Raw genomic sequence first — 9,796 nt, 5'->3', positions numbered from 1 at the left:
CCGCACAATGGCCTACTTCGAACGGCGCCGCGCGGAGCAACTCACCGACCGCGACATCATGCGTTGCCTGAAACGACACGTCGCGAACGAGGTTTATGCCGCCCTGCTCAACCCCGCCACCGACAACCCGGTCGGACGCGAACTCCGGGCACGCCGACAGGCGATCGGCACACCGATCAGTGTCCTCGCCGCAACGCTCGGCGTCCCCTACCAGCGGCTACGACGACTCGAGATCGGCACCCGCGCCGACCCCGAACTCGAACAACGCGCGAACCTCGCGCTCGCTCAACTCGAAACACCGCAGGCCGCTTGACAGCAATAGGAGCATCCACATTACGGGGCACTACTCTCATCGCCGTCCGCCAGATCACGGACACTCGCGAACGGGTCCACGTCGCGCACACTCAACGCAATCGGCGCCGCAGCCGCAGGTTCAGGAGAGGAAACATCACCCTCGTCTCGCTGCTGGAACTGGACGAATGCGCTGTTCAGGATCTCGAGCACGAGGTCGTTGTCGTCATCGGTGTAGCCCTCGTGCACGATCTTCAAAATGTCGTCATGGTTGAAGTAGGCGATGTTGGTGTCGATCATGCCTTCCGGGTACATGAACGCCCCGTAGTCGAAGAAGTCGCCCTCAACGATCGAGCCACGGGAGACGATCAAGAGTTTCTTCACCGAACCCTTCAAGATGACAACGCTCCCCAGAGGGAGGAACCCTCGCGCCTCGTCCTGCTCTTGCGGATTCTCAGTCATTTCCGTTTTCCTTTCCTTCGTAGCTCACTGAACGGGTCTTTCGGGTTGCTCAGCCCGCCGCTACATGCCTCTTCGCCGGTTTTCGGTCGAGGTGTAGCGGGTGCACGGGCCGCTGGCTGTGATAGATCGATCGTCAGCTTCGGTTCCGCAACCGGTGCCGGCGCCGCCGACGGGGCTTTCGCCGTCGCTAGTTGCTTCTTCGCGAACTCCGCATCTTCGGCGTTCTCCCACCCCCGGTGTACGACCTTGATGATCTGGGTCTGAGTGACCACGGCCTCTTTCACACCGGGGGCTGCGCCCCGGGGGTGCTGTACCACCTTGTAGCCGGCCAGGAACCCCTCGGGCGATTTCTGGAAGCCTCGCGCGATGATCATGAAGGTGCCGTCGGCGTCTTCGATGTTCACTGCACTTCCCAACGGCAGCAGCAGTGGATTCTCGCTCATGCGACCGCTCCTTTTGATTGGGGGAGCCTGATCGTCTCGAACGCGTTGCCTCCGCGCAGCACAAAGAATGGCTCATCGACTCTCGGCTCAGACTCGTTCGAACTCCCCGTGCTCTTGATAAGCGGGCTGTCATATGCCCTCGCCCCGACCAGGCCGGTGAACTTCAACTCCCTGACGAGTTTGGGAACCGGATCGAACGACTTCGCGACATACTCATGGCGGCTGAAGATCACAAAATCGAGCCCTGCTTTGAACGTGTTCTTCAACGCGAGTACGAAATCATCGGCCTTCAGCCCGGTCTTCGCGATGAAATCCGCCAGGTCTGCGACCACCAGCACCATATGGGCGCCCTGAACCTTCTTCTTGTGGAGGCCCAAATATGCAACCACCCCAGCGACGATCTGGTCCGCGTCGCTCTTGCTCGACAGGTAGCTGAAATTCGCCGGAAGCGGCATTCTGGTCAGAGCTTCTTCGAACGACTCATTGAAGTCGACGATCATGAACTCGCTTTTCACCCGACCGCCCTGCGCAAGCAGAACCTCCTGGAAAAGAAGTTCCTGCTCATCGTCACGCGCCGCGAACAGGAAGAACGTCTGCGAACCGGGAAGGAACCCGACCGGCTCAGTGGTTGCCTTGGACAGCCCCATGGCCACACCACCGGCGTCTTCGACACTGCCCACCGCTGGGAGCCGACGGAACGCGTCCGGCGTCAGCTCCGGCGGGACCATCGGGATCGCCGGCGGCCGCGGGCCGCTCCAGTCGGCATCCATTCGAGTGGTCTCACGCTCCAGGTTCTCCAGCATCTCGGAGTCGTTCTCGCCCTCGGCCGGCAGATAGAACTGGATCGCCGTCGGTGCGTCGAGCACGAGTTGGCCCCGGCCGAGGATCTCCGCCTGCAGGACGCGGTCCCGGCCGAAGATCGCGGTCAGATCCGCCTCGTCATTCAGGTACAGCGCGATCTTGGTCGGGATGTTGCTGCTCATGTTCATGCGGATCGAGTTCGCGCGGTTGGCGCTCATGAGGAGGTAGACGCCCAGGGCAGCGCCTTCCCGGAGCACCTGGATGAGCTGACCGTCGACCGCGTCCTTGCGCTTGTCCTGAGCCAGACCGTCGTAGCCGTCGAGCACATTCACGATGATCGGCAGCTCCGCTCCCGTCTTCGCCCGGAACTGGGCGAGGGACGCGACCCCGGCCGTGCGGAAGGCGCTCCGCCGCTCGGCCAGCACGTCGGCGATGCCTCCCAGCATCTTGCTGAACTTCTCCGTCTCCTCCAGCGTCACGATGTCCGCGACATGCGGCAATGAGCGCAGCGGGAGGAGACCGTTGTTGCCGAGGTCGAGCAGGTTGAACTGCACCTGCTCGGGGGTCTTCTGACGGGCGTGGTTCATCACGATGGTCTGCAGCAGAGTGGATGCGCCGAAGCCCGGACTGCCGAAGACCGCCGTGTGCGAGGCCTCCTGGACATCGAAGCAGTACGTCTCCTGGGCCTGCCTGCTCGGGATGTCGAGCAGCCCCAGCGGGACCCCGGGACCGGCTCCGACCGCGGGCGTCGGAATCCTGACGCCCAGCGGCGGGAGCCACGGTTTATCGGGGATGACGGCCTGGGTTTCCCGCGCGATCGCGCTGAGGTGGTCGACGACCGCGGTCAGTTCGCTCACCTTCTCGGTGCGCGCCTCCTGAGCGGCTTCGTCGCCGGACAGGTCCTGCGTCCACAGCTCGTACTGTCCGAAGTCGTTGATCAGGTAGATGCGCTCATCGACCGTCTGCTTCTCGGTCTTCCCCGGGTCGTAGTCGGCGCCGGACCAGGCGGACTGGAAGAGCTCGTAGATCTCGTTGTTGCCGACCTGCAGGTACGCGCGCCCGGGTTCGACGATGCTGGCGGCGTCGGGCGTCTTGATGATCTCGTTGGAGTCGGAGACATCGGCCACTTTGAGCGCGAGCTTGAAGCGGCTGTTCGACCAGATCTGGTCGTTGACCACACCACTGGGTTTCTGGGTCGCCAAGATCAGATGCACGCCGAGCGACCGCCCGATCCGCGCGGTCGAGACCAGCTCGTCCATGAAGTCCGGCTGGTTCGCCTTCAACTCCGCGAACTCATCCGAGATCAGGAACAGGTGCGGCAGCGGCCTGGACGGATACTTCGCCTTCTCGGCCGGGTCGGTCTCGTTCTTGCCGAGCTTGTACAGGCGCGTATAGCCATTGATGTGGTTCACGTCGAATTGCCCGAAGAGCCGTTGACGCTTCTGAAGCTCCGCGCGGATCGACGCCAATGCCCGGGCGGAGGCTGCGCCGTCGAGGTTCGTGATCGACCCGAGCAGGTGAGGGAGGCCGGCGAACAGGTTCGCCATGCCTCCGCCTTTGAAGTCGATGGGCAGGAAGCCGACGTCCTCCGGCGCGAAGTTCACGGCCAGCGACAGAATGTACGACTGCACGATCTCGGACTTGCCGGAGCCGGTCGTGCCCGCGACGAGCCCGTGGGGTCCGTGAGCGCGTTCGTGCAGATTCAGGTCGACGAGGTCGTCCTTGCCCCGCAGTCCCAGCGGAACCGAAAGCGTCTTGGAGGTGTCTGCCGCAGCCCAGCGCCCACCGACACCCAGATCCTCGACCTCTTTCACCTGGTACATCTCCAGGAAGGTCACGGCCTCCGGGATGGCGTTCTTCTCGACTTCGACGTGCCGGAGGTTCGACAGCTTCCGCAGCGCCTGCTCGAGTCCATCGGGGGTGGGATACGGCGTGAAGTCGCGGGCGACGTAGACGCGGCCGTCGTTGACCAGAGTCCCGGCGTTCCGGTTCTTGTACTCGATGAGTGCCGTCACGGTCTCGGGAAGCAGCTTGCGGTCTTCTGTGCACCAGATGACGGTGACGCCGAGCTCACTGAGGTCCTCCGCCAGGAACTCGTTGATCCCGTGACCGGCCAGATACGAGTCGTCGAACACGGTGAACACGTAGTGCGGAGCGAAGACCGGCGTCTCCCTACCGGCTTCCCTCAGGGCCTGACGGCGCTTGCTGAGGATCTGCGTGAAGCTCGTCAGGACGAGGTCGCGCGTCTTCGCGTTGTGGACCATCCCCCGGACGTTCAGACCCTGGATCGTGAAATGCGGCAGAAACCGCCAGCGATACCAGTCGTCCTTGTAGGACTTCCCGGGCACGAGCGCGATGAAGTTCACATCGCGGTAGGAGTGGAACACGGCGACCTGGAACAGTAGGCACGCGGCAGCGGCGCTCACCACGTCGTAGGTGCCGACAAGGCCGACGGTCTGGGCTCGAAGGTTGAGCATGCTCGGCACCTGGCGCTGGGTTGCGAAGCGGGAGACCAGCTCCGTGACGCGCCGCGCGTCCGCGTCGTCGTCCCGTTCGTTCACGCTCGAGGTGACCGTCAGGGATGAGGGTGCGTCGCCGGTCCCCAAGGAGACATCCAGGAAGTCCTTGTTGTTCGACAACCTCTCGTAGATGCGCGGGTCGTACCGGTTCACCAGTTCGCCGAGCACCGCCGGACTCGGCGCAGCGTAGTCCCGCGCCTCCTTCTCCTGATCGGACAGGCGGGAGAGCGAGGCCGCTGCATTCACGAGGTAGCGCTCGTAGTCGCCCAGGCGGATGTCGTCCTGCCGGCGTCGTTCCCGCTTGTCCCCGACGAACTGGGAGACGGTGAAGGCCGCTGTCACCACGCTCAGCAGGGCCATCCCGAGCATCAAGAGGGGATTCCGCCCGGACAGCACGCTGGTTGCGACACCGACGGCGACCATGGCGAGCGGCGGCAGGAGAGCCTTCAGGATGCTGTTCTTGTCGGGTTTCTGCGGCGGCTCGATCTTCTGGAGCTGGACCGAGTCGGTCGGCAGCTCGAGGGTGATCCGGGGACTCCGGCGGTAGTCCGGGAAGTCCGGCGGGAACTCGGCTGCCCTCTCCTGCTGGAGGAAGGAGGAATAGTCGAACACGACGTCGTCGGCGAACGCGGTCACCCGCCACTGGGTGGGGCGCTTCTCCAGCAGATACTCGGGCGTCAGCACCCGGGCGCCGATCGCGACGCGGATCACTCCGCTCTCGGAGATCCTCCGGCCGTCGACGTAGAGGAAGTCGTCGCCGGGTGTGACGATCAACTCCTCGTCGTGCACGACCACCAGACTGTCGCCCTGCGTTTTCACCCCGGCGACCTCCGTACCGCCGAGCACGAAGTGGTCGTCATGATCGAAGAGGAGGTGCGTCGTTTCAGCACGGCCCGCATCCACGACGAACGCCTTCCGGCCGTTGAGGACGGCGCTCCCGGCGGAAACGGCCGCGCCGTTCACGAAAAGCGTCCCGCTGATCACGCCGAGGGTCAGGTCGTCATGGATCGCGGACGGGGCGTGCTCGGTGAGCGGGATGCTGACCAGTTCATCGTCGAGCAGATAGACCGTGTAGAGCACGCGCCCCGGGACGATTCGATCGTCGATCAGTCGCGGATCCGCAGTGGGCGCCGCCGGGACACCGAAGGGGCTGCTCATCACCCGCTCGCTCACTGCGCCGCCCCCAGACGTGCCGTGAGTTCCTCGATATTCTTTGCGTACTCTTCCAGCAGCTTCTGTTTTCGAGCGCCATCCATCCTGGTGTTCAGCTTCGTCGCCTGATACAGATCCGTGTACGCCAGCAGCGTCAGCTGGTCATCGCCGACGTTCTTGGCGCGGTCCAGCGCCTGTTCGAGCTCACCGCGAGCGAGGAAGATCCAATAGTTCAGAGTGTTGTCATCGGTCTTCGTCGAGATGTTGTCGAGCACCGCCTGCTTCTGAGCACCCGTCAGGTCGGTGAGCTTGACCGAGCTGACCGCCAAGACGTAGCGGGCGGAGGTCGGGAGATCGGCGGGACTGAAGTCCTGCAGATCGGCCAGGGTCTGCGCGTAGTCACTCGTGAGGAAGTGCGACTGAGCGGTGACGATCGCCTCCTGCTTCGGCTGGGTGAGCGAGTAGGACGTGTATGTGAACCATCCGAGGACCGCCGTTGCCACGACAGCGGTGGCGGCGACCGCGGTGATCAGCCGATACCGGGATTTCGGCACGGAGACCACGTCCCTCGCCGCTCGTGCCGTCTCGGCAGCCAGCTCGGCGTCGATGAAGGAAGCGAGCTCGTCCACGGTCTCGCAGGAGGCGATGCCCTGACTGAACCGGTCGCCGAGGACCGCGGAGCCGTCGACGAGCTTCTCGAAGGAGAGGCGTGGATGGAAGATGCTCAGCACGAGCGCTTTGTAGCCCTTGAGGAAGAGCTCCTCGTCGAAACTCATCGGCGTGACGATGCCGACCAGCCCGGAATGCGTGACAGAGACCCCTGCGCCCGTGAGGACGACGTTCTCCGGGTGAAGGAACGGGACCGCGAACCGCCCGGCCAGCGCCTTCACCGCCGACAGTTTCTGCGCCGTCCGCAACTTGGAGATACGGGTCTTCGCGTCGGAAGCCGCACGGCGCAGCGTGACGGCATCGAGGGGGAGCGCGTACTCCAGGACAGCCGCGTAGTCCTCCGGGGCATCCTCTTCGACCACCGCATGCTGACGCACGACATCGATGGCTCCCCTGCGGATCTGTGAACCGCCCAGCAGGACCGTCACCGTGGTCCCCGTGCGCTCGAACTCCAGGGTGTCGCGCCCATCAAACAATCTCATCCGCATACGTCCAGCATAACTGGACTGACATATGGATCTATTCTCCTGGTACGATCACATTCGACCCCCATCCAGGAGAACCTCGATGCTCAGAAGAATCCTCATCAGTCTGGGAACGCTGGCGCTCGCAGCGTCGCTGGTCGGCTCGAGCGCCCTGTTCGGCGGTGGAACCGACACATCCTCGCCAGGCACCCCGACGATCGCCCTGGTCAACGAGGACCAGCCGGCTTCCTTCAACGGCGTCAGCTATCTCTTCGGCAAGGAATTCGTGAGCCTCGTCTCCAACGACGCGACGTACAACTGGGAGGTCGTCTCCCGCAGCGTCGCCGAGAGGGCATACGCCGACGCGTCCGTGAGCGCCGTGATCCATCTCCCCGGGTCGTTCTCCCATGACGTCCTGACATTGCAGGATCTGAACCCCGTCACGGCGGTCATCGACTACAAGATCGTGAAGGGCGACGCGCTCTCCCAGCAACGACTCCAGAATCAGGTCGGCACGATCCTTCGCGACTTCAACACCCGGATCGTGAAGATGTACTTCGCGAGCATCGCCGGGAACATCGCCGGCGCCCAGGTCAACATGGGTGCCGCCGTCGCCAGTCAGGCGTCGCTGGTGGACAGCCTCTCCACGACCCTCTATCCCGACCTCGACCGGAGCGCACAGGGCTACGGCAGCAGTGTGAGCCTGGCCGGCATCCTGCAATCGATGAACTCCGCATGGATCTCGACCCAGAACAGCTTCACGGACAGCACGACGCGCACGCTCACCTCCGTGAGCGAATCGCTGAACCGCCAGCAACCGAGCCTTTCCGGCTACTTCGCGCAGCAGGAGCAGATCGCACGCACGAACGTGTCGAACGGGAACGGCGCGATCTCCGACCAGGGCGCGTCCGACAAGAGCTTCTACGACCAGGAATTCTCATCGCACATCGACGGGCTCCTCTCCGGGGACGGCGCATGGAGCGGATTCGACGGGTTCTCGTCCGTGGATGCCGACGGCACGGCGACCGGCGTCCTCGCCTCGCTCGAGAGCGCCGTGGCCGGTTACGACCGACTCGCCTCCGACTTCAACACGCGTGTCAACGGCGTGAGCGGCACCCTCCACGACCAGCAGGAAGCACTCACTGCTTCGGTGCACGATCTCGAAGCGCTGGAGAAGAAGCTGCTGCAGGAGTACTTCACCATCACGATGCCTGCTGACAACGCCGCGATCGGAGTCCCGGCCGGCGACAGCGTGCTCGGCGACGCCACCTACGACATCGACACCTCGGCTCTGACCAAGGAGCTCGCCAGACCCGCCCTCGCCCAGAAAGTCGCGGAGAGTTTCCGCACGCGAGGGTCGTCGACCGCCACCACCGTCGAGAAGTACGAGCAGCGCGTCAGGGATCTTCTCGCCTCGATCCCCACCGACCCTGCCGAGTACTCCGCCCTGTTCTCCGCGCTGCAGGGCAGCTCAGACTTCGATCCGGCCCCCTACCTGAGCAACCTCGGCCTGATCCGGCAATACGACGACACTCAGGGCATCGTTCCGCCGGCATTGAATCTCGTCTATCCCTCGACGGATGTCACGACCCAATCGGTCACCAAGACCGTACCCATCACGGTTGCCGCCGGTACACGCTCCACCGTGAGCATCAGGCCACCCAGCACCATCCCCCTCACGGATGTGACCGTCAGCCTCGGGTCGCCCGCACCTTCCTGCGCGGCGCTCACGCCGAGCTGCGTGTGGCTCGATGAGGCGACCGGATCGGCGACGATCGACAACCGCAGTGGAACCGGACCGATAACGGTCACGTTGGCCTTCGGCATCGACCTGAAGGATGCGGCCGGGACCGCGACCATCGCATACACGGCGCAGGACACCACCTCGACGCCGCCGCCGGCGGAGACGAGCATCGGAAGCGACGTCTACGTCCTCGTCCCGGCGAATGCCACGAAGGAGAAGATCGGCGGCGACGACTTCGCGGCCATCTCCACGTATCTCGGCAACATCCAGACGGCTGCGCACCTCCTCCAGTTCCTGTTCGGGGCTCCGGATGACACCCTCGCCACGTTCACCAGCGCGCTTCGCGTCACCGGCGACTTCGGCGGACACAGCACCGAGTCCGTCTACAACCGCTACGGGACCATCGACACGTCGCAGATCGAGAAGAACCTCAGTGACACGGATGTCGGGACGTACCAGTCTCTCGGACTCGACAACATCTCAGCGATCGTCGCCCAGATCACCGGCGTGAAGGCGCAGCTCCAAGCGATCGCCGGCAACCTGGACACTCTGTCGGGCCTCCAGTTGTCCGACACCTACTTCTCTGACACGGTGAGCCGGCTCCGGGCCTGGTACGCGGCCGCGATCGCCAGCGTCAGTGCTTCACCCGCTCAATGGGAGGAGAAGTCGAACGCGGTCATCCAACTCGACACCCTCCCCTGGCACGGGCAGAAAGAGGGTCGTTCCGAGCTCTACCTCGACGAGGACACGGGGCCCGCCCTGTATCGCACGCTGTCCGAGCTGGTGGCTGCGACGAGCCATGACGCCCAGAGCGTCGCCGCCGGCGCTCAGATCATCACGGACAACTCCGCTCAGTTCGACGCGCTCGTCGCTGGAGTGGAGCGGACGAAAGCGGACACGCAGTCCGTCCTCGATGCGATGAAGGGCACCATCGCCACCGGGAACACCGACCTCTCGACCAACAGCGACTACAGCAAGCGGTTCTCGACGGTGCTCTCGAACACCCGGGCCTCCGGAGCCGACCCCGAGAAGATCTACGAGTCCTTCGCGAATCCGGTCACGACCAAAGCCACCACGCCTGCGACGGCCGCCGTCACGGACGCGTTCGACTATCGGTGGCTGGTCGTGTTCATCGCAGGCTCACTCATCGGAGCGCTGCTCTGCTACCTCACCATCCGCCGTAACGCACGGTCCCGAGGAGCGGAATGACCTCCCGCGACGGACGCCACCAGGTTGGCGTTCGGCACCGCG

5 protein-coding genes and 1 pseudogene are annotated in these 9,796 nt (G+C 64.2%); 2 read left to right on the top strand and 4 right to left on the bottom strand.

The annotated features are described in order from the left end of the window. Nucleotides 1–313 (top strand): annotated as a pseudogene (locus tag BM287_RS17885) (hypothetical protein); the annotation flags it as partial. A 20-nt stretch (nt 314–333) separates the two neighbouring features. Here BM287_RS17885 and BM287_RS14475 read toward each other — a convergent pair. Genes BM287_RS14475 through essB form a run of 4 tightly spaced genes read right to left on the bottom strand, consistent with a single transcriptional unit; the run spans nt 334 to nt 6,819 of the window. Beyond that, complete coding sequence (locus tag BM287_RS14475; RefSeq protein WP_090040662.1) at nt 334–753, bottom strand: DUF4176 domain-containing protein; 420 nt, start codon at nt 751–753, stop codon at nt 334–336. Next, nucleotides 750–1,196 (bottom strand): DUF4176 domain-containing protein, encoded by a 447-nt coding sequence (locus tag BM287_RS14470; RefSeq protein WP_090040664.1) that lies wholly within the window; start codon nt 1,194–1,196, stop codon nt 750–752. The genes BM287_RS14475 and BM287_RS14470 overlap by 4 nt, the downstream gene beginning before the upstream one ends. After that, the gene (essC, locus tag BM287_RS14465; protein ID WP_090040779.1) at nt 1,193–5,674 is read right to left on the bottom strand and encodes a type VII secretion protein EssC; all 4,482 of its coding nucleotides are present in this window, start codon (nt 5,672–5,674) and stop codon (nt 1,193–1,195) included. The genes BM287_RS14470 and essC overlap by 4 nt, the downstream gene beginning before the upstream one ends. A gap of 11 nt (nt 5,675–5,685) precedes the next feature. Next, complete coding sequence (essB, locus tag BM287_RS14460) at nt 5,686–6,819, bottom strand: type VII secretion protein EssB (protein ID WP_090040781.1); 1,134 nt, start codon at nt 6,817–6,819, stop codon at nt 5,686–5,688. An 85-nt stretch (nt 6,820–6,904) separates the two neighbouring features. On the opposite strand from essB, the gene BM287_RS14455 reads away from it, so the two are divergent. After that, entirely contained in the window at nt 6,905–9,754 is a 2,850-nt protein-coding gene (locus BM287_RS14455; protein WP_090040666.1) for a YhgE/Pip domain-containing protein, read from the top strand. Nucleotides 9,755–9,796 lie beyond the last annotated feature (42 nt).

Origin of the sequence: Leifsonia sp. CL147, assembly GCF_900114565.1 — a bacterium.
Lineage (GTDB): Bacteria > Actinomycetota > Actinomycetes > Actinomycetales > Microbacteriaceae > Leifsonia.
This window is presented reverse-complemented; position numbering and strand designations above follow the sequence as displayed.

Excerpts from the sequence above, each read along its gene's own strand:
- BM287_RS14475 (WP_090040662.1), bottom strand. The coding sequence starts at position 753 with ATGACTGAGAATCCGCAAGAGCAGGACGAGGCGCGAGGGTTCCTCCCT.
- BM287_RS14470 (WP_090040664.1), bottom strand. The coding sequence starts at position 1,196 with ATGAGCGAGAATCCACTGCTGCTGCCGTTGGGAAGTGCAGTGAACATC.
- essC (WP_090040779.1), bottom strand. The coding sequence starts at position 5,674 with ATGAGCAGCCCCTTCGGTGTCCCGGCGGCGCCCACTGCGGATCCGCGA.
- essB (WP_090040781.1), bottom strand. The coding sequence starts at position 6,819 with ATGAGATTGTTTGATGGGCGCGACACCCTGGAGTTCGAGCGCACGGGG.
- BM287_RS14455 (WP_090040666.1), top strand. The coding sequence starts at position 6,905 with ATGCTCAGAAGAATCCTCATCAGTCTGGGAACGCTGGCGCTCGCAGCG.